Here is a 21891-nt window from a genome sequence, read left to right as displayed (position 1 = left end):
CTCCTAGGCTTCGCACGCTGCCGGGGCCGGGTTGTTCACCAGGCGCTCGAGCGTCGCACGATCCAATAATTCGGTGTCCAGTTTGATATACACGGCCGCCTCGTCGGCGACCACCACTGCATCGGTTACTCCCACGACGGCCCTGAGGCGCTCGGCCAGGCCTGCTTCGCGGATGGCTTCGGGCGACAACGGCAAGCGCAGGCTCGTCACATACGGAGGTTCGCGCATGGTAACAGCAAAGGCCAACCAAAGTGCAGCCAGCGCGGCACATCCCAGGAACACAACCGACAAACCGCCATGCTGGAACAACCAGCCGCCGAGGATGCCGCCCAGTGCCGAACCCAGGAACTGGCTGGTGGAATAAACCCCCATCGCCGTGCCCTTGCCGCCCGCCGGAGAAACCTTGCTGATCAACGACGGCAGTGACGCCTCGAGCAGGTTGAACGCAGTGAAGAACACTACCGTGCCGATCACCAAGGCCCGCAGGCTGTCGCCGAACTGCCAGAAGAATAGCTCAGTGAGCATGAGCGTCACGACGGCGCCGAGTAAAACTCGTTTCATTTTGCGTCGCTTCTCGCCATAGATGATGAACGGGATCATGGCGAAAAACGAAATCAGCAATGCCGTCAGGTAGACCCACCAGTGCTGCTCCTTGGGCAGGCCGGCCTTTTCCACCAGCGCCAGCGGCAGGGCCACGAAGCTGGACATCAGCATGGCGTGGAGTACGAAGATGCCCAGGTCCAGGCGCAGCAGGTCGGGATGCTTGAGTGTCGGCACCAGCGCCTGGCGGGCGACTCCGGATTCGCGATGCTGCAACGGCCCGGTGGAACGCGGCACGATGAACGCAACGATCAGCACACCCACCAGCGCCATGGCCCCGGTGGCGAGGAACAGGCCCGACAAACCGAAAGCCCGCGTCAACAACGGTCCTACAACCATGGCGACAGCGAACGACAGACCAATCGTCATGCCGATCATCGCCATGGCTTTTGTCCGATGCTGTTCGCGGGTCAGGTCTGACAGCAATGCCATGACAGCGGCGGAAATAGCACCCGCGCCTTGCAGGATCCGTCCGGCGATCACGCCCCAGATCGAGTCCGCGTTCGCCGCCAACACGCTGCCGAGGGCGAACACGATAAGCCCCAGGTAAATGACGGGACGTCGACCGATACGGTCGGAAATGATCCCGAAAGGGATCTGGAAAATCGCCTGGGTCAGGCCGTAGGCGCCGATCGCCAGCCCGATGAGGGCCGGGGTCGCGCCCGCCAGGTCCATGCCATAGGTCGCCAGTACCGGCAACACCATGAACATGCCCAGCATGCGAAAGGCGAACACCAGGGCCAGGCCGCTTGCCGCGCGGGTCTCGCCGCTACTCATGCGTTCGCTGTGGGGATCGTGCATGGAAAAACCTCGTGTGAACCGGCGGGGATTCTACCAGTCCCATCGATTGAGGGGGTATATGGCGACCGTTTGCCGCGCAGTCTTCATGTATGACGCTTGATAGTGTGTATCCATCCAGTATTTACCCGTATACTCCTACGTTTTCGATGCCCGCCGAGCGAGGCCACTTTGGACAAGATCCTGATTCGTGGGGCCCGTACCCACAACCTGAAGAACATCGACCTGACCCTGCCACGGGACAAGCTGATCGTCATCACCGGCCTGTCCGGATCCGGCAAATCATCGCTGGCTTTCGACACCTTGTACGCCGAAGGCCAGCGACGCTATGTCGAATCGCTGTCGGCCTACGCCCGGCAGTTCCTGTCGATGATGGAAAAACCCGACGTCGACACCATCGAAGGCCTGTCGCCGGCGATCTCCATCGAACAGAAGTCGACCTCCCACAACCCCCGTTCGACGGTCGGCACGATCACCGAGATCTACGACTACCTTCGCCTGCTCTATGCGCGCGTCGGTGTTCCCCGCTGCCCCGATCATGACATTCCGCTGGAAGCCCAGACCGTCAGCCAGATGGTCGACCTCGTGCTGGCCCAGCCCGAAGGCAGCAAGCTGATGCTCCTGGCGCCGGTCATCCGCGAGCGCAAGGGCGAGCACCTGATGGTCTTCGAAGAGCTGCGCGCCCAGGGGTTCGTTCGTGCGCGGGTCAACGGCAAATTGTGCGAGCTCGACGAGCTGCCGAAGCTGGATAAACAGAAGAAGCATTCCATTGATGTGGTGGTTGACCGCTTCAAGGTCCGCGCCGATCTCCAGCAACGCCTGGCCGAGTCCTTCGAGACCGCGTTGAAGCTGGCCGACGGCATCGCCCTGGTGGCGCCGATGGACGACGAGCCTGGCGAGGAGATGATCTTTTCCGCGCGCTTCGCCTGCCCGATCTGCGGCCATGCGATCAGCGAACTGGAGCCCAAGCTGTTCTCCTTCAACAACCCGGCTGGCGCCTGCCCGACCTGCGACGGCCTGGGGGTCAAGCAGTTCTTCGACACCAAGCGCCTGGTCAATGGCGAACTGACCCTGGCCGAAGGCGCGATTCGTGGCTGGGACAGGCGCAACGTCTACTACTTCCAGATGCTTGGGTCGCTGGCAGCCCACTACAAGTTCAGCCTGGACAAGCCGTTCAGCGAGCTGCCCGCCGACCAGCAGAAATTCATCCTGCACGGCAGCGGCTCGCAGAATGTCGACTTCAAATACCTGAACGACCGTGGCGATATCGTCAAGCGCTCGCATCCGTTCGAAGGCATCGTGCCGAACCTGGAGCGGCGCTATCGCGAAACCGAATCGGCCAGCGTGCGCGAAGAACTGGCCAAGTTCCTCAGCACCCAGCCCTGCCCCGATTGCCGCGGCACCCGCTTGCGCCGAGAAGCGCGGCATGTGTGGGTCGGCGAGAAGACGCTGCCGGCGGTGACCAACCTGCCTATTGGCGATGCCACCGATTATTTCGGCGGCTTGAAACTCACCGGTCGTCGTGGCGAAATCGCCGACAAGATCCTCAAGGAAATCCGCGAGCGCCTGCAGTTCCTGGTGAACGTCGGACTGGATTACCTGACCCTCGATCGCAGTGCAGACACCTTGTCCGGCGGCGAAGCCCAGCGCATCCGCCTTGCCAGCCAGATCGGCGCCGGCCTGGTGGGCGTCATGTACATCCTCGACGAACCGTCCATTGGCCTGCACCAGCGGGATAACGACCGCCTGCTCGGGACCTTGAAGCACCTGCGGGATATCGGCAACACCGTCATCGTCGTAGAACATGACGAAGACGCGATTCGCCTGGCGGATTACGTGGTGGACATCGGCCCAGGCGCGGGCGTCCACGGTGGGCATATTGTCGCCCAGGGCACTGCCGCCGAGGTCATGGCGCACCCCGACTCGCTGACCGGCAAATACCTGTCGGGCCGGGTGAAGATCAAGGTTCCGGCCAAGCGCACCCCACGCAACAAGAAATTGTCGCTGACCCTCAAGGGTGCCCGCGGCAACAATCTGCGCAACGTCGACCTGGAGATCCCGATTGGCCTGCTCACGTGTGTCACCGGCGTGTCTGGTTCCGGCAAGTCGACGCTGATCAACAACACGCTGTTCCCCCTCAGTGCCACCGCCCTGAACGGCGCCACGACCCTGGAAGCCGCCGCTCACGACAGCATCAAGGGCCTGGAGCACCTGGACAAGGTCGTCGACATCGACCAAAGCCCGATTGGTCGTACGCCGCGCTCCAACCCGGCGACCTACACCGGGCTGTTCACCCCGATCCGCGAACTGTTCGCCGGCGTACCGGAGTCCCGCTCACGGGGTTACGGCCCGGGGCGTTTCTCGTTCAACGTCAAGGGTGGGCGCTGCGAGGCCTGCCAGGGCGATGGCCTGATCAAGGTGGAAATGCACTTCCTGCCTGACATCTACGTGCCATGCGATGTGTGCAAGAGCAAGCGTTACAACCGCGAGACCCTGGAGATCAAGTACAAGGGCAAGAACATCCACGAGACCCTGGAGATGACCATCGAAGAGGCCCGGGTGTTCTTCGACGCGGTACCGGCTTTGGCGCGCAAACTCCAGACGTTGATGGATGTAGGGCTGTCGTACATCAAGCTCGGGCAGTCGGCAACGACCTTGTCCGGCGGCGAGGCGCAGCGGGTCAAGCTGTCGCGCGAGCTGTCCAAGCGCGATACCGGCAAGACGCTGTATATCCTCGATGAGCCGACCACCGGTTTGCACTTCGCCGATATCCAGCAGTTGCTCGATGTACTGCATCGTCTTCGCGATCACGGCAACACCGTGGTGGTCATTGAACACAACCTGGACGTGATCAAGACCGCTGACTGGCTGGTGGACCTGGGCCCGGAAGGCGGTTCCAAGGGCGGCCAGATCATTGCCGTAGGGACGCCGGAGCAGGTGGCGGAGATGAAGCAGTCCCACACCGGGTATTACCTCAAGCCACTGCTGGAGCGTGATCGGGACTGATTCTCCCTGGCACAAAAAAGCCCCTGTCATCTCATCGATGGCAGGGGCTTTTTGTTCGTTTCCTGTAGGAGCGAGCTTGCTTCTACAATGACCACATCAGAACTGCGACTGCAGGTAGTTTTCCAATCCGATCAGCTTGATCAGGCCCAACTGCTTCTCCAGCCAGTAGGTATGATCTTCTTCGGTATCGTTGAGCTGGATACGCAGGATCTCGCGGGTCACGTAGTCGTTGTGCTGCTCGCATAACTCAATGCCTTTGCACAGCGCGGCGCGAACCTTGTATTCCAGGCGAAGGTCGGCGGCGAGCATGTCGGGCACGGTGGTCCCGACGTCCAGGTCGTCCGGGCGCATCCGCGGCGTGCCTTCGAGCATAAGGATCCGGCGCATCAACGCATCAGCGTGCTGTGCCTCTTCTTCCATCTCATGGTTGATACGTTCGTAGAGCTCGGTAAAACCCCAATCCTCGTACATCCGCGAATGGATGAAATATTGATCACGGGCTGCCAGCTCGCCGGTCAGCAACGTGTTGAGGTAATCGATTACGTCTGGGTGACCTTGCATCGCCCTACATCTCCACAAGCTTTGAAAGGCTCTAGTTTGAACCAAGCAGACTGCAAGGTCACTCGTCTAGCGCAACAAAAGTGAAGAAAATCCAAGAAAAGCAGGTTAAATAACGCAAAAACCGCCCTAATGAGGGCGGTTCTGCTTCTCGTTTAGACTTAGTTAAGCTGTACGCCCAGCGCCTTTGCGATACCTTCTCCGTAAGCAGCGTCTGCCTTGAAGAAATGCTGCAGTTGGCGATCAACCACATCCGCCGAAACGCCACCCATCGCGCCAGCAACGTTGCTGATCAGCAGCGCTTTCTGCTCGTCGCTCATCAAGCGGAACAGCGCGCCAGCGTGGCTGTAGTAGTCAGTGTCTTCGCGGTGATCATAACGATCCGCCGCACCGCTGAGGGCCAATGCCGGCTCCGCATAATGCGGTGCCTGCTTCGGCGCTTCGACATAGCTGTTAGGCTCGTAGTTGGGAGCCGCGCCACCATTGCTGCCGAACGCCATCGCGCCGTCACGCTGGTAGGTATTGACCGGGCTGCGCGGCGCATTCACCGGCAATTGCTGGTGATTGGTACCCACGCGGTAGCGGTGTGCATCGGCGTAGGCAAATACGCGGCCCTGCAGCATGCGATCAGGCGAAAGACCCACACCCGGCACCATGTTGCTCGGCCCGAATGCCGCTTGCTCGACCTCGGCAAAGTAGTTCAGCGGATTGCGATTGAGTTCGAGCTCACCGACTTCGATCAGCGGGAATTCCTTCTGTGACCAGGTCTTGGTCACATCGAACGGGTTCTCGTAATGACCCGCAGCCTGAGCCTCGGTCATGATCTGGATGCAAACGCTCCATTTCGGGAAATCACCGCGCTCGATCGCGTTGAACAAGTCGCGCTGGGCATAATCCGGGTCGGTACCCGCCAGGCGAGCGGCCTCGGCCGGTGCCAGGTTCTTGATCCCCTGCTTGGTCTTGTAGTGCCATTTCACCCAGTGACGCTCACCTTGGGCATTGATCAGGCTATAGGTATGACTGCCGAAGCCGTGCATGTGACGGTAGCCGTCAGGAATGCCGCGGTCAGAGAACAGGATGGTGATCTGGTGCAACGCCTCTGGAGAGTGCGACCAAAAATCCCACATCATCTGCGCGCTTTTGAGATTGCTTTGCGGCAAGCGTTTTTGCGTGTGGATGAAGTCCGGAAATTTCAGCGGATCGCGGATGAAGAATACAGGCGTGTTGTTGCCAACGATGTCCCAGTTGCCTTCTTCTGTGTAGAACTTCAAGGCGAAACCGCGTGGATCGCGCTCGGTGTCAGCGGAGCCGCGCTCACCGCCAACGGTGGAGAAGCGAAGGAAAGTTGGCGTCTGCTTGCCCACCGAATCGAACAGCTTCGCGCTGGTGTATTGGGTGATATCACGGGTTACGGTGAAGGTGCCGTATGCACCTGACCCTTTCGCGTGCACGCGGCGTTCGGGAATGTTTTCGCGGTTGAAATGAGCAAGCTTCTCGATCAGGTGGAAATCATCGAGCAGCAGCGGGCCACGTGGGCCGGCGGAGCGAGAGTTCTGGTTATCGGCGACAGGAGCGCCGCTGGCGGTCGTAAGCGTTTTTATCTGGCTCATGCTCAATTCTTCCTAGGTCGGTCTTCGGACTGCCGGCTAATCGGCTGGAGAGGAGTATTGATCAACAATGTAACGGCCACAAATTTATTAAATTGTGCGTATCAATAGAGAATCTCTACCAACAACCCCAACAGCAATAGTGGCGCCTTGGCCCTATGGAAGCTTGTACGAATAAGCTGTTTTTCTTACGCACACAAAAAACCGGGCACTAGGCCCGGTTCTTTGTTGCAGACTGTCGTCTTACTCGGCGCTTACAGCTTCGCCGGCAGTAGCACGATCAACCAACTCGACGTACGCCATAGGCGCGTTGTCGCCAGCGCGGAAACCGCACTTGAGGATGCGCAGGTAGCCACCCTCACGGGTAGCGTAACGCTTGCCCAGGTCGTTGAAGAGCTTACCAACGATAGCTTTCGAACGAGTACGGTCGAAAGCCAGGCGGCGGTTAGCCAGGCTGTCTGTCTTGGCCAGAGTGATCAGCGGCTCGGCAACGCGGCGCAGTTCTTTGGCTTTCGGCAGTGTAGTTTTGATCAGCTCGTGCTCGAACAGCGACACCGCCATGTTTTGAAACATGGCCTTGCGGTGCGAGCTGGTGCGGCTCAGGTGACGACCACTTTTACGATGACGCATGGTTCATTCCTTACCAAACACAACGTTCGGTGATTACGACGATCAGGCAGTCGCCTTGTCGTCCTTCTTAAGACTTGCAGGCGGCCAGTTGTCGAGGCGCATGCCGAGGGACAGACCGCGGGAGGCCAGAACGTCCTTGATTTCAGTCAAGGATTTCTTGCCAAGGTTCGGAGTCTTCAACAGCTCTACTTCGGTACGCTGAATCAGGTCGCCGATGTAGTAGATGTTTTCCGCCTTAAGGCAGTTAGCCGAACGTACAGTCAGTTCCAGATCGTCAACCGGGCGAAGCAGGATCGGATCGATCTCGTCTTCCTGCTCGACAACCACTGGCTCACTGTCACCTTTGAGGTCGACGAACGCAGCCAACTGCTGTTGCAGGATGGTTGCTGCACGACGGATAGCCTCTTCAGGATCCAGGGTACCGTTGGTTTCCAGATCAATAACCAGCTTGTCCAGGTTGGTACGCTGTTCGACACGGGCGTTTTCCACCACGTATGCGATACGGCGAACCGGGCTGAACGAAGAGTCAAGCTGCAAGCGACCGATGCTGCGGCTTTCGTCTTCATCGCTCTGACGCGAGTCTGCCGGTTCATAACCACGACCACGAGCTACGGTGAGCTTCATGTTCAGGGCGCCGTTAGACGCCAGGTTAGCGATTACGTGATCGGGGTTAACGATCTCGACATCATGATCCAGCTGAATATCGGCAGCGGTAACCACCCCCGAACCCTTCTTCGACAAGGTCAGCGTAACTTCGTCACGACCGTGCAGCTTGATAGCCAGACCTTTAAGGTTCAACAGGATTTCAATTACGTCTTCCTGTACACCTTCGATGGCGCTGTACTCGTGGAGCACACCGTCAATCTCGGCCTCGACTACTGCACAGCCGGGCATTGAGGACAACAGGATGCGGCGCAGCGCGTTGCCCAGGGTGTGGCCGAAACCACGCTCGAGAGGCTCGAGTGTGATCTTGGCGCGGGTTGGACTGACAACCTGCACATCAATATGGCGGGGTGTCAGGAACTCATTTACCGAAATCTGCATGGATGCACCTATTTTCTAGCCCTTACTTGGAGTAGAGCTCGACAATCAGGCTTTCGTTGATGTCGGCGGACAGATCACTGCGAGCAGGAACGTTCTTGAAAACGCCCGACTTCTTCTCAGTGTCTACTTCTACCCATTCTACGCGGCCACGTTGGGCACACAGATCGAGAGCTTGGACAATGCGAAGTTGGTTCTTTGCTTTCTCGCGAACAGCAACCACGTCACCAGCACGAACCTGGTAGGACGGAACGTTTACGGTCTGGCCGTTAACGCTGATCGACTTGTGCGATACCAGCTGACGGGATTCGGCACGAGTAGAACCGAAACCCATACGGTATACAACGTTGTCCAGGCGGCATTCGAGCAGTTGCAACAGGTTTTCGCCGGTTGCGCCTTTCTTGCCAGCAGCTTCTTTGTAGTAGCCGCTGAATTGACGCTCGAGAACGCCGTAGATACGACGGACCTTCTGCTTTTCACGCAGTTGGGTGCCGTAGTCGGACTGGCGACCGCGGCGTTGGCCGTGGATACCAGGTGCTGCTTCAATGTTGCACTTCGATTCGATCGCGCGCACGCCGCTCTTCAGGAAGAGATCGGTGCCTTCGCGACGAGCGAGTTTGCATTTTGGACCAATGTAACGAGCCATTCTTTACAATCTCCTGGATTACACGCGGCGCTTCTTCGGCGGACGGCACCCGTTGTGCGGGATTGGCGTCACGTCGGTGATGCTGGCGATCTTGTAGCCACAGCCGTTCAAAGCGCGGACTGCGGATTCACGACCTGGACCTGGACCTTTGACGTTGACGTCGAGGTTTTTCAGGCCGTATTCCAGCGCAGCTTGACCAGCACGCTCAGCAGCTACTTGAGCAGCGAACGGGGTGGACTTGCGGGAACCGCGGAAACCCGAACCACCGGAGGTAGCCCAGGAAAGAGCGTTACCTTGACGGTCGGTAATGGTCACGATGGTGTTGTTAAAAGAAGCATGGATGTGGGCGATGCCATCAACCACTGTCTTTTTAACTTTTTTACGAGGACGAGCAGCAGGTTTTGCCATGATTAAATTCCTGTCGATTCGCTGGGGCGATTACTTGCGGATCGGCTTACGCGGACCTTTACGGGTACGCGCGTTGGTCTTGGTACGCTGACCGCGTACTGGCAGACCACGACGATGACGCAGACCGCGATAGCAACCGAGGTCCATCAAGCGCTTGATTTTCATGTTGATTTCGCGACGCAGGTCACCTTCAGTGGTGAACTTCGCCACTTCGCCACGCAGCTGTTCAATTTGCTCGTCGCTCAGATCCTTGATCTTTGCCGCTGGGTTAACCCCAGTCACTGCACAAATTTTCTGTGCAGTAGTGCGACCAACACCATAGATGTAGGTCAGCGAGATAACAGTATGCTTGTTATCTGGAATGTTGACGCCTGCAATACGGGCCATTCAGTGGGACTCCAATTGACAGCTACCTACGCCCCGGAAGCCAAGAAATAGGGCGCGAGATAATATCGCTGTAATAACAAATAATCAACCCGGCAGCGCACTAGCTGCCGGGCTTAAAGCACAATCACACTCAGCCTTGGCGCTGTTTGTGACGCGGTTCCGCGCTGCAAATTACCCGAACAACACCTTCGCGGCGAATAATCTTGCAGTTACGGCACAGCTTTTTCACCGATGCACGAACTTTCATCACCAACTCCTCGAACCTTATGGACGCTACTCAGCGCAACATGCCGCTGCCGTAGCCCTTCAGGTTGGCTTTCTTCATCAGGGATTCGTACTGGTGCGAAACGAGGTGCGATTGTACTTGGGACATGAAGTCCATCACAACCACGACCACGATCAGCAACGAGGTCCCGCCAAGGTAGAACGGTACGTTTGCCGCAACCACCAGGAACTGGGGAAGCAGGCAGACGGCCGTCATGTAAAGAGCACCGAACATGGTCAAGCGAGTCAGAACGCCATCAATGTAGCGCGCAGACTGCTCACCAGGACGGATGCCCGGAATAAAGGCACCGGACTTCTTCAGGTTTTCCGCTACGTCTTTCGGATTGAACATCAACGCCGTATAGAAGAAGCAGAAGAAAATAATCCCTGCACTAAACAGCAGAATATTCAACGGCTGACCAGGAGCGATCGACTGCGAGATGTCCTGCAACCAGCCCATACCTTCAGACTGGCCGAACCAGGCACCCAACGAAGCCGGGAACAGCAGGATGCTGCTCGCGAAAATGGCCGGGATAACGCCGGCCATGTTCACCTTCAACGGCAAGTGGCTGGTCTGCGCAGCAAACACCTTGCGGCCCTGCTGACGCTTGGCGTAGTGAACAGCAATACGACGCTGGCCACGCTCAATGAACACCACGAAACCGATAATCGCTACTGCCAGCAAACCGATGGCAACCAAGGCAAAAATGTTGATATCGCCCTGACGCGCAGACTCGAAAGACTGCCCGATTGCTCTCGGAAGACCGGCGACGATACCTGCGAAAATCAACATCGAGATACCGTTGCCAACACCACGCTCAGTAATCTGCTCACCCAGCCACATCATGAACATTGCGCCCGCCACAAACGTGGTTACCGCAACGAAATGGAAGCTAAAGTCACCAGTGAACGATACGCCCTGCCCAGCCAGGCCAATGGACATGCCAATGGCTTGAACGAGAGCGAGGACGACAGTGCCGTAGCGGGTGTACTGGCTGATCTTGCGACGGCCAGCTTCACCTTCCTTCTTCAACTGCTCCAGCTGCGGGCTGACGGCGGTCATCAACTGCATGATGATCGATGCCGAGATGTACGGCATGATCCCCAATGCAAAAATGCTCATCCGTTCCAGCGCGCCGCCGGAAAACATGTTGAACAAGCTAAGAATGGTCCCCTCATTCTGTCGAAACAGGTCCGCGAGTCGGTCCGGGTTGATACCTGGAACCGGGATGTGTGCGCCTATTCGGTAGACGATAATCGCCAGGAACAGAAAACGCAGACGAGCCCAGAGTTCAGACATACCGCCTTTGCCGAGCGCAGAGAGAGCACCTTGCTTAGCCATTTATTCCTCGAACTTGCCGCCAGCTGCTTCGATAGCCGCACGCGCACCTTTGGTGGCGCCGATTCCCTTTCCGATGGTGACAGCACGAGCAACTTCGCCCGACAGCATGATTTTCACACGCTGTACGTTCTGGTTGATCACGTTGGCATCCTTCAGGGACTGCACGGTGACGATGTCGCCGTCCACTTTGGCCAGTTCGGACAGACGCACTTCTGCGCGGTCCATGGCTTTCAGGGAAACGAAACCGAACTTCGGCAGGCGACGATGCAGCGGCTGTTGACCGCCTTCAAAGCCTGGAGCAATAGTGCCACCGGAGCGGGAGGTCTGACCTTTGTGGCCACGGCCACCGGTCTTGCCCAAACCACTACCGATACCACGGCCCGGACGATGCTTTTCGCGACGGGAACCCGGCGCTGGACTCAGATCATTGAGTTTCATCGATTAACCCTCGACACGCAGCATGTAGTAAGCCTTGTTGATCATCCCGCGATTCTCGGGAGTATCCAGGACTTCTACAGTGTGACCGATGCGACGCAGACCCAGACCCTTAACGCACAGTTTGTGGTTAGGGATGCGGCCGGTCATGCTTTTGATCAGCGTAACTTTTACGGTAGCCATGATCAGAAGATCTCCTTGACGCTTTTGCCACGCTTGGCGGCAATGGATTCAGGAGACTGCATTGCTTTCAAACCCTTGAAAGTGGCGTGAACCACGTTTACAGGGTTAGTCGAGCCGTAGCACTTGGCCAGAACGTTCTGAACGCCAGCAACTTCGAGGACGGCACGCATAGCGCCGCCAGCGATGATACCGGTACCTTCAGAAGCAGGCTGCATGTACACCTTCGAAGCGCCATGGGCGGACTTCATTGCGTACTGCAGAGTGGTGCCGTTCAGATCAACCTGGATCATGTTGCGGCGAGCAGCTTCCATTGCCTTCTGGATCGCAGCAGGCACTTCACGCGACTTGCCACGGCCGAAGCCAACACGGCCCTTACCATCACCCACCACGGTCAACGCGGTGAAAGTGAAGATACGGCCGCCTTTAACGGTTTTGGCTACGCGGTTAACTTGAACCAGCTTCTCGATGTAGCCTTCGTCGCGCTTTTGGTCGTTATTTGACATAACTTAGAACTCCAGCCCAGCTTCACGAGCAGCATCAGCCAGCGCCTTGACGCGGCCGTGGTACTTGAAGCCAGAGCGGTCGAAAGCCACCTGCGAGACGCCAGCGGCTTTAGCACGCGTAGCGACCAGCTGGCCAACCTTAGTGGCCGCGTCGATGTTGCCAGTGGCACCATCACGCAGTTCTTTATCCAAAGTCGAGGCACTTGCCAGGACTTTGTTGCCGTCGGCCGAAATGACCTGGGCGTAGATGTGCTGCGACGAGCGGAACACGCAGAGACGCACGACTTCGAGTTCGTGCATTTTCAGGCGTGCTTTGCGAGCGCGACGCAGTCGAGTAACTTTTTTGTCGGTCATTTGCTATGCCCTACTTCTTCTTGGCTTCTTTACGACGGACGACTTCGTCCGCGTAGCGCACACCCTTGCCTTTGTACGGCTCTGGTGGACGGAAGTCGCGGATCTCGGCGGCCACTTGACCTACCAGCTGCTTGTCGATGCCCTTGATCAGGATATCGGTCTGGCTAGGAGTCTCAGCGGTGATGCCTTCCGGCAGTTCATAATCCACTGGGTGCGAGAAGCCAAGAGCCAGGTTCAGCACTGTGCCTTTTGCTTGCGCTTTGTAACCAACACCGACCAGCTGGAGCTTGCGCTCGAAGCCTTGGCTTACGCCTTGGACCATGTTGTTTACCAACGCACGAGTGGTACCAGCCATTGCGCGAGTCTGTTGATCGCCATTGCGAGCAGCGAAACGCAGCTCACCAGCTTCTTCAACGATCTCAACGGACGAATGGATGTTCAGTTGCAGAGTGCCCTTGGCACCCTTCACCGAAAGCTGTTGGCCTGCGAATTTGACTTCGACACCGGCTGGCAGCTTAACGGGGTTCTTAGCGACGCGTGACATGCTTATCCCCCCTTAGAACACAGTGCAAAGAACTTCGCCGCCGACACCGGCAGCGCGCGCAGCACGATCCGTCATCACACCTTTGTTGGTGGAGACGATAGACACGCCCAGGCCGCCACGAACTTTCGGCAGATCCTCAACGGACTTGTACTGACGCAGGCCAGGACGGCTAACGCGCTTCACTTCCTCGATGACCGGACGGCCTTCGAAGTACTTCAGCTCGATGGACAGCAGAGGCTTGATTTCGCTGCTGATCTGATAACCCGCAATGTAACCTTCGTCCTTCAGGACTTTGGCAACAGCTACCTTCAACGTAGAAGATGGCATGCTTACGACGGACTTTTCAGCCATCTGGGCATTACGGATACGAGTTAGCATGTCCGCTAACGGGTCCTGCATACTCATGGGCTAGACGCTCCTAATACACAAAAAATTAGCCTTTCGGCTAGTACGTGTCGCCGAGCGCATCCGCGCAATAAAAACACGGGCTCAGGCGAGCCGGGTATTCTAGACACACCCCAGAAATGAATCAAGCCCCAAAAGGGGCTTGATTCAAGTTCAAGGCCACCGATGGTCAGGATCTTGCGACCCCGAACATCGTGACTTTGACAGTGCTTACCAGCTGGCTTTAACCAGACCTGGAACGTCACCACGCATAGCAGCTTGACGCAGCATGTTACGGCCGAGGCCGAACTTGCGGTACACGCCGTGCGGACGACCAGTCAGGCGGCAGCGGTTACGCATGCGCGAAGCGCTCGCGTCACGTGGCTGCTTCTGCAGTGCTACGGTAGCTTCCCAACGCGCTTCTGGACTTGCGTTCAGATCAACGATGATAGCTTTCAGCGCTGCACGCTTGGTGGCGTACTTGGCAACGGTGAGCTGACGCTTCAGCTCACGGTTCTTCATGCTCTTCTTGGCCATTGTCCTACTCCAATCAGTTGCGGAACGGGAATTTGAAAGCACGCAGCAATGCGCGACCTTCTTCATCCGTCCGAGCAGTGGTGGTCAGGGTAATGTCCAGACCGCGGAGAGCATCGATCTTGTCGTAATCGATTTCCGGGAAAATGATCTGCTCTTTTACGCCCATGCTGTAGTTGCCACGACCATCGAAGGACTTGGCATTCAGGCCGCGGAAGTCGCGAACCCGAGGCAGGGAGATCGACAGCAGACGATCCAGGAACTCGTACATACGCTCACGGCGCAGGGTCACCTTGACGCCGATCGGCCAACCTTCACGGACTTTAAAGCCAGCGATGGATTTCCGAGCGTAGGTCACGACGACTTTCTGGCCGGTGATCTTTTCCAGGTCAGCAACAGCGTGCTCGATGACTTTTTTGTCGCCGATCGCTTCGCCCAGACCCATGTTCAGGGTGATTTTGGTAACGCGCGGAACTTCCATCACGTTCGAAAGCTTAAGTTCTTCCTTAAGTTTCGGTGCGATTTCCTTCCGGTAAATCTCTTTTAGTCGTGCCATGGTCTTCTACCTAGCAGTGTTCAAGCATCAACCGCTTTTTGGGTCGACTTGAAGACACGAATTTTCTTACCGTCTTCTACTTTGAAACCAACGCGGTCAGCCTTGTTGGTTTCGCCGTTGAAAATGGCGACGTTGGAAGCGTGCAGTGGCGCTTCTTTCTCGACGATACCGCCCTGTACGCCCGACATCGGGTTAGGCTTGGTATGACGCTTGACCAGGTTCAGACCACCAACAACCAGACGGTTGTCAGCAAGAACCTTCAGCACCTTACCGCGCTTACCCTTGTCTTTGCCGGCGATCACGATGATCTCGTCGTCACGACGAATCTTTTGCATGTCGGATCTCCTTACAGCACTTCTGGGGCGAGCGAGACGATCTTCATAAACTTCTCAGTACGAAGTTCACGGGTCACTGGCCCAAAGATACGGGTGCCGATTGGCTCTTGCTTGTTGTTCAACAGAACAGCAGCGTTGCCATCAAAGCGGATGATGGAGCCGTCAGCACGACGAACACCGTGGCGAGTGCGGACTACAACAGCAGTCATCACTTGACCTTTCTTCACCTTACCGCGAGGAATTGCTTCCTTGACGGTAACTTTGATGATGTCACCGATACCAGCGTAACGACGATGGGAGCCACCCAGCACCTTGATGCACATAACGCGGCGAGCGCCGCTGTTATCGGCCACATCGAGCATGGATTGAGTCTGAATCATATAATTTCTCCGACCCCTAGCCCTTAGACTTCCACAGCGCGTTCGAGAACATCAACCAGCGCCCAAGATTTGGTCTTGGCCATCGGACGAGTTTCACGAATAGTGACCTTGTCGCCGATGTGGCACTGATTGGTTTCGTCGTGCGCGTGCAGCTTAGTCGAACGCTTAACGTATTTACCGTAGATCGGGTGCTTAACGCGACGCTCGATCAGAACGGTGATGGTTTTGTCCATCTTGTCGCTGACAACACGGCCAGTCAGCGTACGGACAGTTTTTTCGGCTTCAGCCATGATCACTTACCTGCCTGCTGGTTGAGCACAGTTTTCACGCGAGCGATGTCACGCTTAACTTGCGAGAGCAGATGAGACTGCCCCAACTGGCCAGTTGCTTTCTGCATGCGCAGATTGAACTGGTCGCGCAGCAGGCCGAGCAGTTGCTCGTTCAGCTGCTGTGCGGATTTTTCACGAAGTTCATTCGCTTTCATCACATCACCGTCCGTTTAACAAAGGAGGTGGCGAGCGGCAGCTTTGCAGCAGCCAGGGCGAAAGCCTCACGCGCCAGCTCTTCAGAAACACCCTCGATTTCATACAGGACTTTGCCTGGCTGAATCTGGGCAACCCAGTACTCCACGTTACCCTTACCTTTACCCATCCGAACTTCGAGTGGCTTCTTGGTGACAGGCTTGTCCGGGAATACACGGATCCAGATCTTGCCGCCACGTTTTACGTGACGGGTCAGAGCACGACGCGCTGACTCGATCTGACGAGCGGTGAGACGACCACGAGCAACAGACTTCAGCGCGAACTCGCCGAAGCTGACTTTGCTACCGCGCAATGCCAGGCCACGGTTGTGACCGGTCATCTGCTTGCGGAACTTCGTACGCTTTGGTTGCAACATTTGGCGTACCCCTTACTTAGCAGCTTTTTTACGAGGCGCTGGTGCTTGTGGCTTCAGTTCTTCTTGGCGACCACCAATTACTTCGCCTTTGAAGATCCAAACCTTTACACCGATCACACCGTAGGTGGTGTGAGCTTCGTAGTTGGCATAGTCGATGTCGGCACGCAGGGTGTGCAGTGGCACACGACCTTCGCGATACCATTCAGTACGTGCGATTTCAGCACCGCCGAGACGACCGCTCACTTGGATTTTGATGCCTTTGGCACCAATGCGCATTGCGTTCTGTACAGCGCGCTTCATAGCGCGACGGAACATTACACGACGCTCCAGCTGCTGAGCTACGCTCTGCGCAACCAGCATACCGTCGAGTTCCGGCTTGCGGATCTCTTCGATATTGATGTGCACAGGCACACCCATTTGCTTGGTCAGGTCCTGACGCAGTTTCTCAACATCTTCACCTTTCTTCCCGATAACGATACCTGGGCGAGCGGTGTGGATGGTGATACGTGCAGTCTGAGCCGGACGATGGATATCGATACGGCTGACGGACGCGCTTTTTAGTTTGTCTTGGAGATACTCACGCACCTTCAGATCAGCGAACAAGTAGTCCGCATAAGTCCGACCGTCTGCGTACCAGACGGAGGTGTGCTCCTTGACGATTCCCAGGCGAATGCCAATGGGATGTACTTTCTGACCCATCTCTTCGACTCCGTTACTTGTCAGCAACCTTGACAGTGATATGGCAAGACCGCTTGACGATGCGATCAGCACGGCCTTTGGCACGTGGCATGATGCGCTTCAGCGAACGCCCTTCGTTGACGAAAACGGTGCTGACCTTCAGGTCATCAACGTCTGCGCCTTCGTTATGCTCGGCGTTGGCTACGGCCGACTCCAGCACTTTTTTCATGATCTCGGCGGCTTTCTTACTGCTGAAAGCCAACAGGTTGAGCGCTTCGCCCACCTTCTTCCCGCGGATCTGGTCGGCGACCAAGCGGGCTTTCTGGGCGGAGATTCGAGCGCCCGACAACTTAGCGGCTACTTCCATTTCCTAACCCCTTAACGCTTGGCTTTCTTGTCTGCCACGTGCCCGCGATAAGTGCGGGTACCGGCGAACTCGCCCAGTTTGTGGCCGACCATGTCTTCGTTAACGAGAACTGGGACGTGTTGACGACCGTTGTGTACAGCAATGGTCAGACCGACCATTTGTGGCAGGATCATCGAACGGCGCGACCAGGTCTTAACTGGTTTGCGATCGTTCTTTTCCGCCGCCACTTCGATCTTCTTCAGTAGGTGAAGATCAATAAAAGGACCTTTTTTCAGAGAACGTGGCACTGTCGTATCCCTCTATTTACTTGCGACGACGGACGATCATTTTGTCGGTACGCTTATTACCACGAGTCTTCGCGCCCTTAGTCGGGAAGCCCCATGGCGATACCGGATGACGACCACCAGAGGTACGACCTTCACCACCACCATGTGGGTGGTCAACCGGGTTCATGGCAACACCACGAACGGTTGGGCGAACGCCACGCCAGCGCTTGGCACCAGCTTTACCCAACGAACGCAGGCTGTGCTCGGAGTTCGAGACTTCGCCCAGGGTCGCACGGCATTCAGCCAGTACTTTACGCATCTCACCAGAACGCAGACGCAGGGTCACGTAGACACCTTCACGAGCGATCAGCTGAGCCGAAGCACCAGCGGAACGAGCGATTTGCGCGCCTTTACCTGGCTTCAATTCGATGCCGTGTACGGTGCTACCAACTGGAATGTTGCGCAGCTGCAGAGCGTTGCCCGGCTTGATCGGTGCCAAGGCACCTGCGATCAGCTGGTCGCCAGCGCTCACGCCTTTAGGGGCGATGATGTAGCGACGCTCGCCATCTGCGTACAGCAGCAGAGCGATGTGAGCAGTACGGTTTGGATCGTATTCGATACGCTCGACGGTGGCAGCGATGCCATCCTTGTCGTTGCGACGGAAGTCGACCAGACGGTAATGCTGCTTATGACCACCACCGATGTGACGAGTGGTAATACGGCCATTGTTGTTACGACCACCAGACTTCGATTTTTTCTCGAGCAGCGGTGCGTGAGGAGCGCCTTTATGCAGCTCCTGGTTGACCACCTTGACCACAAAACGGCGGCCAGGGGAAGTCGGTTTGCATTTAACGATTGCCATGATGCACCCCTTCCTTACTCAGCACTGCTGCTGAAATCGAGATCTTGGCCTGGCTGAAGGGAGATAACTGCCTTCTTCCAGTCATTACGCTTGCCCAGACCGCGAGCAGTGCGCTTGCTTTTACCCAGAACGTTCAGGGTAGTCACGCGCTCTACTTTCACGCTGAACAGGCTTTCGACGGCCTTCTTGATTTCCAGCTTGGTTGCGTCGGTCGCAACCTTGAAAACGAACTGGCCTTTCTTGTCTGCCAGAACCGTAGCCTTCTCGGAAACGTGCGGGCCAAGCAGAACTTTAAATACGCGTTCCTGGTTCATCCCAGCAGCTCCTCGAATTTCTTCACGGCCGACACGGTGATCAACACCTTGTCGTATGCGATCAGACTGACCGGATCGGAACCTTGCACGTCACGAACGTCGACGTGTGGCAGGTTGCGAGCAGCCAGGTACAGGTTCTGATCAACAGCGTCAGACACGATCAGGACGTCAGTCAGGCCCATGCCGTTCAGCTTGTTCAGCAGATCTTTGGTTTTCGGTGCTTCGACAGCGAAGTCCTGAACCACGACCAGACGATCAGTACGCACCAGCTCAGCAAGAATGGAACGCATTGCTGCGCGATACATCTTCTTGTTCAGCTTCTGGGAGTGATCCTGAGGACGAGCTGCGAAAGTGGTACCGCCGCCACGCCAGATTGGGCTACGGATAGTACCGGCACGAGCACGGCCAGTACCTTTCTGACGCCATGGGCGCTTACCGCCACCGGAAACGTCGGAACGGGTCTTTTGCTGCTTGCTACCTTGACGGCCGCCAGCCATGTAGGCCACGACTGCTTGGTGAACCAGCGTCTCGTTGAATTCGCCGCCAAATGTCAGTTCGGAAACTTCGATCGCTTGAGCGTCATTTACATTTAATTGCATGTCAGCTTCCCCTTAACCGCGAGCCTTGGCTGCTGGACGTACAACCAAGTTGCCGCCAGTAGCGCCAGGAACAGCGCCCTTGACCAACAACAGATTGCGTTCAGCGTCCACGCGCACTACTTCGAGGGACTGCACGGTCACGCGCTCAGCGCCCATATGACCGGACATTTTCTTGCCCTTGAATACACGACCAGGAGTCTGGCACTGGCCGATAGAGCCTGGAACGCGGTGGGATACGGAGTTACCGTGGGTGTTATCTTGCCCGCGGAAGTTCCAACGCTTGATCGTACCCTGGAAGCCTTTACCCTTGGACTGACCGGTTACATCAACCAGTTGACCAGCGGCGAAGATTTCAGCGTTGATCAGATCGCCAGCCTGGTACTCGCCTTCTTCAAGGCGGAATTCCATTACGGTACGACCAGCGGCAACGTTCGCCTTGGCGAAGTGGCCAGCCTGAGCTGCTGTTACACGCGAAGCGCGACGCTCGCCGACAGTGACTTGCACTGCACGATAGCCATCGGTCTCTTCAGTTTTGAACTGGGTGACGCGATTCGGCTCGATCTCAATGACCGTGACCGGAATGGAGACACCTTCTTCGGTGAAAATACGGGTCATACCGCATTTACGACCGACTACACCAATAGTCATGTTGTAAACCTCATGAGTGTACGGGGCTTTCACCCGCTATGGCCGCCCATTTCAGAGCGTTACACGACTAAGACCGAGTCTTAGCCGAGGCTGATCTGCACTTCCACACCGGCCGCAAGATCGAGCTTCATAAGAGCATCAACGGTTTTATCCGTTGGCTGGACGATGTCCAGAACGCGCTTATGAGTACGGATCTCGTACTGGTCACGCGCGTCTTTGTTGACGTGCGGGGAGACCAGAACGGTGAACCGCTCTTTACGGGTAGGCAGTGGAATTGGACCACGCACTTGAGCACCAGTACGTTTCGCGGTTTCCACGATTTCCTGGGTGGATTGGTCGATCAGGCGATGGTCAAAAGCCTTCAACCTGATACGGATTTGCTGATTTTGCATTGGATTTCAGACTCCGGCTGCTATTCCCACCGGGCGCAATACGCCCGTTAAAAGGAGGCGCAATTCTATAGACGCCCCTGATAGGTGTCAACCCAATAAAAAAGCCCCCGCTAAGCGGGGGCTTTCCTGTCCATCGAACCGACTCTGAAAGAGTCTTATTCGATGACTTTGGCTACGACGCCGGCGCCGACGGTACGACCGCCTTCACGGATAGCGAAACGCAGGCCGTCTTCCATTGCGATGGTCTTGATCAGGGTAACAGTCATCTGAATGTTGTCACCTGGCATTACCATTTCAACGCCTTCTGGCAGCTCGCAGTTACCAGTCACGTCAGTTGTACGGAAGTAGAACTGTGGACGGTAGCCTTTGAAGAACGGAGTGTGACGACCGCCTTCTTCCTTGCTCAGAACGTAGACTTCTGCGGTGAACTTGGTGTGCGGCTTGACGGTGCCTGGCTTGACCAGAACCTGGCCACGCTCAACGTCGTCACGCTTGGTGCCGCGCAGCAGTACGCCGCAGTTCTCGCCAGCACGACCTTCGTCGAGCAGCTTGCGGAACATTTCAACGCCGGTGCAGGTAGTTTTCTGAGTGTCGCGCAGACCGACGATCTCAACTTCTTCCTGGATACGGACGATGCCACGCTCAACACGACCAGTCACAACAGTACCGCGACCGGAGATCGAGAATACGTCTTCGATTGGCATCAGGAACGGCTTGTCGATAGCACGCTCCGGCTCTGGGATGTAGCTGTCCAGAGTTTCCACCAGCTTCTTGACAGCGGTGGTGCCCATTTCGTTGTCGTCTTGGCCGTTCAGAGCCATCAGAGCCGAACCGATGATGATTGGAGTGTCATCACCTGGGAAGTCGTAAGTGCTCAGCAGGTCGCGCACTTCCATCTCAACCAGTTCCAGCAGCTCAGCATCGTCAACCATGTCAGCCTTGTTCAGGAAGACAACGATGTACGGAACGCCTACCTGACGGGACAGCAGGATGTGCTCACGGGTTTGTGGCATCGGACCATCGGCGGCCGAGCAAACCAGGATCGCGCCGTCCATCTGGGCAGCACCGGTGATCATGTTTTTTACGTAGTCGGCGTGACCTGGGCAGTCAACGTGTGCGTAGTGACGCACGGCCGAATCGTATTCAACGTGAGCGGTGTTGATGGTGATACCGCGAGCTTTTTCTTCCGGGGCGCTGTCGATCTTGTCGAAGTCAACCTTGGCCGAACCGAAAACTTCGGAGCAGACACGGGTCAGAGCAGCGGTCAGGGTAGTTTTACCGTGGTCAACGTGGCCGATGGTGCCAACGTTGACGTGCGGTTTGTTCCGTTCAAATTTTTCTTTAGCCACGACAATTAACTCCTAGCTTAAAGG

The 21891-nt window shown here is 56.7% G+C and carries 33 protein-coding genes; 1 reads left to right on the top strand and 32 read right to left on the bottom strand.

From position 1 onward, the window contains the following. Positions 1-3: 3 nt before the first annotated feature. Positions 4-1401, bottom strand: a complete 1398-nt coding sequence (locus Q7C33_RS20090; RefSeq protein WP_181288443.1) for an MFS transporter — start codon at positions 1399-1401, stop codon at positions 4-6. A gap of 168 nt (positions 1402-1569) precedes the next feature. Between Q7C33_RS20090 and uvrA the strand changes: the two genes are divergently transcribed. Then, positions 1570-4404: an excinuclease ABC subunit UvrA gene (gene uvrA / locus Q7C33_RS20085; RefSeq protein ID WP_030140489.1), complete on the top strand. Its 2835-nt coding sequence runs from the start codon at positions 1570-1572 to the stop codon at positions 4402-4404. A 96-nt stretch (positions 4405-4500) separates the two neighbouring features. On the opposite strand, the gene bfr is transcribed toward uvrA, so the two are convergent. The 31 genes from bfr to tuf form a co-directional block, all read right to left on the bottom strand. Then, positions 4501-4965: a bacterioferritin gene (bfr, locus tag Q7C33_RS20080; RefSeq protein ID WP_003186005.1), complete on the bottom strand. Its 465-nt coding sequence runs from the start codon at positions 4963-4965 to the stop codon at positions 4501-4503. 158 nt (positions 4966-5123) lie between these two features. After that, the gene (locus Q7C33_RS20075) at positions 5124-6572 is read right to left on the bottom strand and encodes a catalase (protein ID WP_030140490.1); all 1449 of its coding nucleotides are present in this window, start codon (positions 6570-6572) and stop codon (positions 5124-5126) included. A 240-nt stretch (positions 6573-6812) separates the two neighbouring features. Continuing rightward, a complete protein-coding gene (rplQ, locus tag Q7C33_RS20070) occupies positions 6813-7199 on the bottom strand; it encodes a 50S ribosomal protein L17 (protein WP_003176402.1) in 387 nt (128 codons plus the stop codon). A gap of 42 nt (positions 7200-7241) precedes the next feature. Beyond that, on the bottom strand, positions 7242-8243 hold the full coding sequence (locus Q7C33_RS20065) for a DNA-directed RNA polymerase subunit alpha (protein WP_003186012.1): 1002 nt from the start codon (positions 8241-8243) through the stop codon (positions 7242-7244). Between the two features lie 22 nt (positions 8244-8265). Continuing rightward, the gene (rpsD, locus tag Q7C33_RS20060) at positions 8266-8886 is read right to left on the bottom strand and encodes a 30S ribosomal protein S4 (RefSeq protein WP_003176404.1); all 621 of its coding nucleotides are present in this window, start codon (positions 8884-8886) and stop codon (positions 8266-8268) included. Between the two features lie 18 nt (positions 8887-8904). After that, positions 8905-9294: a 30S ribosomal protein S11 gene (gene rpsK, locus Q7C33_RS20055; RefSeq protein ID WP_002555466.1), complete on the bottom strand. Its 390-nt coding sequence runs from the start codon at positions 9292-9294 to the stop codon at positions 8905-8907. Positions 9295-9324: 30 nt separating this feature from the next. Further along, the gene (gene rpsM / locus Q7C33_RS20050) at positions 9325-9681 is read right to left on the bottom strand and encodes a 30S ribosomal protein S13 (protein ID WP_003186020.1); all 357 of its coding nucleotides are present in this window, start codon (positions 9679-9681) and stop codon (positions 9325-9327) included. Positions 9682-9811: 130 nt separating this feature from the next. Beyond that, complete coding sequence (gene rpmJ, locus Q7C33_RS20045; protein ID WP_002555468.1) at positions 9812-9928, bottom strand: 50S ribosomal protein L36; 117 nt, start codon at positions 9926-9928, stop codon at positions 9812-9814. A 30-nt stretch (positions 9929-9958) separates the two neighbouring features. Next, positions 9959-11287, bottom strand: coding sequence for a preprotein translocase subunit SecY (secY, locus tag Q7C33_RS20040; protein ID WP_030140491.1), 1329 nt, complete (start codon positions 11285-11287; stop codon positions 9959-9961). Continuing rightward, positions 11288-11725 (bottom strand): 50S ribosomal protein L15, encoded by a 438-nt coding sequence (rplO, locus tag Q7C33_RS20035; protein WP_003186032.1) that lies wholly within the window; start codon positions 11723-11725, stop codon positions 11288-11290. A 3-nt stretch (positions 11726-11728) separates the two neighbouring features. Then, complete coding sequence (gene rpmD / locus Q7C33_RS20030) at positions 11729-11905, bottom strand: 50S ribosomal protein L30 (protein WP_003186033.1); 177 nt, start codon at positions 11903-11905, stop codon at positions 11729-11731. Positions 11906-11907: 2 nt separating this feature from the next. Then, entirely contained in the window at positions 11908-12408 is a 501-nt protein-coding gene (gene rpsE / locus Q7C33_RS20025) for a 30S ribosomal protein S5 (protein ID WP_003186035.1), read from the bottom strand. A gap of 3 nt (positions 12409-12411) precedes the next feature. Further along, on the bottom strand, positions 12412-12762 hold the full coding sequence (gene rplR, locus Q7C33_RS20020; protein ID WP_003186037.1) for a 50S ribosomal protein L18: 351 nt from the start codon (positions 12760-12762) through the stop codon (positions 12412-12414). Positions 12763-12772: 10 nt separating this feature from the next. Beyond that, the gene (gene rplF, locus Q7C33_RS20015) at positions 12773-13306 is read right to left on the bottom strand and encodes a 50S ribosomal protein L6 (protein WP_003186039.1); all 534 of its coding nucleotides are present in this window, start codon (positions 13304-13306) and stop codon (positions 12773-12775) included. Between the two features lie 12 nt (positions 13307-13318). Next, the gene (gene rpsH, locus Q7C33_RS20010) at positions 13319-13711 is read right to left on the bottom strand and encodes a 30S ribosomal protein S8 (RefSeq protein WP_017848802.1); all 393 of its coding nucleotides are present in this window, start codon (positions 13709-13711) and stop codon (positions 13319-13321) included. Positions 13712-13921: 210 nt separating this feature from the next. After that, positions 13922-14227, bottom strand: coding sequence for a 30S ribosomal protein S14 (gene rpsN, locus Q7C33_RS20005; protein WP_003186042.1), 306 nt, complete (start codon positions 14225-14227; stop codon positions 13922-13924). 13 nt (positions 14228-14240) lie between these two features. Beyond that, complete coding sequence (gene rplE, locus Q7C33_RS20000) at positions 14241-14780, bottom strand: 50S ribosomal protein L5 (RefSeq protein ID WP_030140492.1); 540 nt, start codon at positions 14778-14780, stop codon at positions 14241-14243. Between the two features lie 20 nt (positions 14781-14800). Further along, on the bottom strand, positions 14801-15115 hold the full coding sequence (gene rplX / locus Q7C33_RS19995) for a 50S ribosomal protein L24 (RefSeq protein ID WP_003186046.1): 315 nt from the start codon (positions 15113-15115) through the stop codon (positions 14801-14803). 11 nt (positions 15116-15126) lie between these two features. Then, on the bottom strand, positions 15127-15495 hold the full coding sequence (rplN, locus tag Q7C33_RS19990; RefSeq protein WP_002555479.1) for a 50S ribosomal protein L14: 369 nt from the start codon (positions 15493-15495) through the stop codon (positions 15127-15129). A gap of 23 nt (positions 15496-15518) precedes the next feature. After that, complete coding sequence (gene rpsQ / locus Q7C33_RS19985; RefSeq protein ID WP_003194644.1) at positions 15519-15785, bottom strand: 30S ribosomal protein S17; 267 nt, start codon at positions 15783-15785, stop codon at positions 15519-15521. A gap of 2 nt (positions 15786-15787) precedes the next feature. Further along, positions 15788-15979, bottom strand: coding sequence for a 50S ribosomal protein L29 (gene rpmC / locus Q7C33_RS19980; RefSeq protein ID WP_002555481.1), 192 nt, complete (start codon positions 15977-15979; stop codon positions 15788-15790). Beyond that, complete coding sequence (rplP, locus tag Q7C33_RS19975) at positions 15979-16392, bottom strand: 50S ribosomal protein L16 (RefSeq protein ID WP_003186052.1); 414 nt, start codon at positions 16390-16392, stop codon at positions 15979-15981. Before rplP ends, rpmC begins: the two co-directional genes overlap by 1 nt. Positions 16393-16404: 12 nt before the next feature. Continuing rightward, positions 16405-17091, bottom strand: a complete 687-nt coding sequence (gene rpsC, locus Q7C33_RS19970; RefSeq protein WP_003176422.1) for a 30S ribosomal protein S3 — start codon at positions 17089-17091, stop codon at positions 16405-16407. Between the two features lie 13 nt (positions 17092-17104). Continuing rightward, positions 17105-17437: a 50S ribosomal protein L22 gene (gene rplV, locus Q7C33_RS19965; RefSeq protein ID WP_003103908.1), complete on the bottom strand. Its 333-nt coding sequence runs from the start codon at positions 17435-17437 to the stop codon at positions 17105-17107. Positions 17438-17448: 11 nt separating this feature from the next. Then, the gene (gene rpsS, locus Q7C33_RS19960) at positions 17449-17724 is read right to left on the bottom strand and encodes a 30S ribosomal protein S19 (protein ID WP_002555486.1); all 276 of its coding nucleotides are present in this window, start codon (positions 17722-17724) and stop codon (positions 17449-17451) included. Positions 17725-17740: 16 nt separating this feature from the next. Then, positions 17741-18565, bottom strand: a complete 825-nt coding sequence (gene rplB, locus Q7C33_RS19955; protein ID WP_003186055.1) for a 50S ribosomal protein L2 — start codon at positions 18563-18565, stop codon at positions 17741-17743. 14 nt (positions 18566-18579) lie between these two features. Beyond that, complete coding sequence (gene rplW, locus Q7C33_RS19950; RefSeq protein ID WP_002555488.1) at positions 18580-18879, bottom strand: 50S ribosomal protein L23; 300 nt, start codon at positions 18877-18879, stop codon at positions 18580-18582. Then, positions 18876-19478, bottom strand: coding sequence for a 50S ribosomal protein L4 (rplD, locus tag Q7C33_RS19945; RefSeq protein ID WP_003186057.1), 603 nt, complete (start codon positions 19476-19478; stop codon positions 18876-18878). Before rplD ends, rplW begins: the two co-directional genes overlap by 4 nt. Before the next feature lie 12 nt (positions 19479-19490). Next, positions 19491-20126 carry a 50S ribosomal protein L3 gene (rplC, locus tag Q7C33_RS19940; RefSeq protein WP_003186059.1) on the bottom strand — a complete coding sequence of 212 codons (636 nt, stop codon included), beginning with the start codon at positions 20124-20126 and terminating at the stop codon, positions 19491-19493. Between the two features lie 80 nt (positions 20127-20206). Beyond that, on the bottom strand, positions 20207-20518 hold the full coding sequence (gene rpsJ / locus Q7C33_RS19935) for a 30S ribosomal protein S10 (protein WP_003186070.1): 312 nt from the start codon (positions 20516-20518) through the stop codon (positions 20207-20209). A 155-nt stretch (positions 20519-20673) separates the two neighbouring features. Beyond that, positions 20674-21867 (bottom strand): elongation factor Tu, encoded by a 1194-nt coding sequence (tuf, locus tag Q7C33_RS19930; RefSeq protein ID WP_003186103.1) that lies wholly within the window; start codon positions 21865-21867, stop codon positions 20674-20676. Positions 21868-21891 lie beyond the last annotated feature (24 nt).

Source organism: Pseudomonas sp. BP11-1-1, assembly GCF_052112105.1.
Taxonomy (GTDB): domain Bacteria; phylum Pseudomonadota; class Gammaproteobacteria; order Pseudomonadales; family Pseudomonadaceae; genus Aquipseudomonas; species Aquipseudomonas alvandae.
The sequence above is the reverse complement of the archived record's forward strand: the minus strand, read 5'-3'. Positions and strand labels throughout refer to the sequence as shown.

Bases quoted from the DNA above. Each gene is read 5' to 3' on its own strand.
- rplN (WP_002555479.1), bottom strand. From the start codon at position 15,495: ATGATTCAGACTCAATCCATGCTCGATGTGGCCGATAACAGCGGCGCT.
- rplQ (WP_003176402.1), bottom strand. From the start codon at position 7,199: ATGCGTCATCGTAAAAGTGGTCGTCACCTGAGCCGCACCAGCTCGCAC.
- rpmC (WP_002555481.1), bottom strand. From the start codon at position 15,979: ATGAAAGCGAATGAACTTCGTGAAAAATCCGCACAGCAGCTGAACGAG.
- rpsH (WP_017848802.1), bottom strand. From the start codon at position 13,711: ATGAGTATGCAGGACCCGTTAGCGGACATGCTAACTCGTATCCGTAAT.
- secY (WP_030140491.1), bottom strand. From the start codon at position 11,287: ATGGCTAAGCAAGGTGCTCTCTCTGCGCTCGGCAAAGGCGGTATGTCT.
- rplB (WP_003186055.1), bottom strand. From the start codon at position 18,565: ATGGCAATCGTTAAATGCAAACCGACTTCCCCTGGCCGCCGTTTTGTG.
- rpsD (WP_003176404.1), bottom strand. From the start codon at position 8,886: ATGGCTCGTTACATTGGTCCAAAATGCAAACTCGCTCGTCGCGAAGGC.
- rpmJ (WP_002555468.1), bottom strand. From the start codon at position 9,928: ATGAAAGTTCGTGCATCGGTGAAAAAGCTGTGCCGTAACTGCAAGATT.
- rplD (WP_003186057.1), bottom strand. From the start codon at position 19,478: ATGCAATTAAATGTAAATGACGCTCAAGCGATCGAAGTTTCCGAACTG.
- Q7C33_RS20065 (WP_003186012.1), bottom strand. From the start codon at position 8,243: ATGCAGATTTCGGTAAATGAGTTCCTGACACCCCGCCATATTGATGTG.
- rplO (WP_003186032.1), bottom strand. From the start codon at position 11,725: ATGAAACTCAATGATCTGAGTCCAGCGCCGGGTTCCCGTCGCGAAAAG.
- rplC (WP_003186059.1), bottom strand. From the start codon at position 20,126: ATGACTATTGGTGTAGTCGGTCGTAAATGCGGTATGACCCGTATTTTC.
- Q7C33_RS20090 (WP_181288443.1), bottom strand. From the start codon at position 1,401: ATGCACGATCCCCACAGCGAACGCATGAGTAGCGGCGAGACCCGCGCG.
- rplE (WP_030140492.1), bottom strand. From the start codon at position 14,780: ATGGCACGACTAAAAGAGATTTACCGGAAGGAAATCGCACCGAAACTT.
- rpsN (WP_003186042.1), bottom strand. From the start codon at position 14,227: ATGGCCAAGAAGAGCATGAAGAACCGTGAGCTGAAGCGTCAGCTCACC.
- rpsE (WP_003186035.1), bottom strand. From the start codon at position 12,408: ATGTCAAATAACGACCAAAAGCGCGACGAAGGCTACATCGAGAAGCTG.
- rplR (WP_003186037.1), bottom strand. From the start codon at position 12,762: ATGACCGACAAAAAAGTTACTCGACTGCGTCGCGCTCGCAAAGCACGC.
- Q7C33_RS20075 (WP_030140490.1), bottom strand. From the start codon at position 6,572: ATGAGCCAGATAAAAACGCTTACGACCGCCAGCGGCGCTCCTGTCGCC.
- rpsJ (WP_003186070.1), bottom strand. From the start codon at position 20,518: ATGCAAAATCAGCAAATCCGTATCAGGTTGAAGGCTTTTGACCATCGC.
- bfr (WP_003186005.1), bottom strand. From the start codon at position 4,965: ATGCAAGGTCACCCAGACGTAATCGATTACCTCAACACGTTGCTGACC.
- rplX (WP_003186046.1), bottom strand. From the start codon at position 15,115: ATGCAAAAGATTCGTCGTGACGACGAGATCATCGTGATCGCCGGCAAA.
- rpsM (WP_003186020.1), bottom strand. From the start codon at position 9,681: ATGGCCCGTATTGCAGGCGTCAACATTCCAGATAACAAGCATACTGTT.
- rplW (WP_002555488.1), bottom strand. From the start codon at position 18,879: ATGAACCAGGAACGCGTATTTAAAGTTCTGCTTGGCCCGCACGTTTCC.
- rplV (WP_003103908.1), bottom strand. From the start codon at position 17,437: ATGGAAGTAGCCGCTAAGTTGTCGGGCGCTCGAATCTCCGCCCAGAAA.
- rpsQ (WP_003194644.1), bottom strand. From the start codon at position 15,785: ATGGCTGAAGCCGAAAAAACTGTCCGTACGCTGACTGGCCGTGTTGTC.
- rpmD (WP_003186033.1), bottom strand. From the start codon at position 11,905: ATGGCTACCGTAAAAGTTACGCTGATCAAAAGCATGACCGGCCGCATC.
- rpsC (WP_003176422.1), bottom strand. From the start codon at position 17,091: ATGGGTCAGAAAGTACATCCCATTGGCATTCGCCTGGGAATCGTCAAG.
- rplF (WP_003186039.1), bottom strand. From the start codon at position 13,306: ATGTCACGCGTCGCTAAGAACCCCGTTAAGCTGCCAGCCGGTGTCGAA.
- rpsK (WP_002555466.1), bottom strand. From the start codon at position 9,294: ATGGCAAAACCTGCTGCTCGTCCTCGTAAAAAAGTTAAAAAGACAGTG.
- rplP (WP_003186052.1), bottom strand. From the start codon at position 16,392: ATGTTGCAACCAAAGCGTACGAAGTTCCGCAAGCAGATGACCGGTCAC.